Consider the following 554-nt stretch of genomic DNA (forward strand, 5'->3'; position numbering starts at 1 on the left):
CAGCTTTGGTGTTGTACGGGCTTGTGGGTGGATAACCATGGCGTTATGCTTCCTCCAGGTTTTGCGTGAGCCAGTCGTTCAATATCTGGCGGGTTCGGAACAAAGGATAGCTCCTTTTTGAAATATAATCACATGGTACCCGACAACATTCGCTGCCAGCCATGGAGAGCGAAGCGAAGGCTGGTAGACCCCAGTAGCCGCGAGGCCGCACTGTTTTCCCGGCGTGCCTTGCGCCAGAGGGAAAACAAAGTAGGCCTCCGAACGCGGCGTCCAGTCATATGGGAGCCAAGTACGGAGCAGCAACGAGCTTGCGAAGTTGTTGCGTAGTGCTTGGTGACCAGGACGGCTGGGGCACCAATAGGTTGTCAAAGGCCGAGTCGATTTTGGGGACTGGGATGTCCCAAAATCTATCACGAGGTCGAAGACACGCTTGGCATACCCGGCTGGTCATTTTATAAATCGGGAAATATTTCTCTGTTCAAGGATGCGCAACAATCAGTCTGCACCCTGTGCTCTGAGGAGCATAACCATTTCCTCATGCCCCTGTTTTCCCG

General features: G+C 53.4%; 1 protein-coding gene. It reads right to left on the reverse strand.

Annotated features, from left to right (window positions below):
• Window positions 1-78 precede the first annotated feature (78 nt).
• On the reverse strand, window positions 79-414 hold the full coding sequence (locus ACOCD2_RS25545) for a hypothetical protein (protein ID WP_419582111.1): 336 nt from the start codon (window positions 412-414) through the stop codon (window positions 79-81).
• Window positions 415-554 lie beyond the last annotated feature (140 nt).

Source organism: Thiolapillus sp. (assembly GCF_048562965.1).
Taxonomy (GTDB): Bacteria; Pseudomonadota; Gammaproteobacteria; order Chromatiales; family Chromatiaceae; genus Thiolapillus; species Thiolapillus brandeum_A.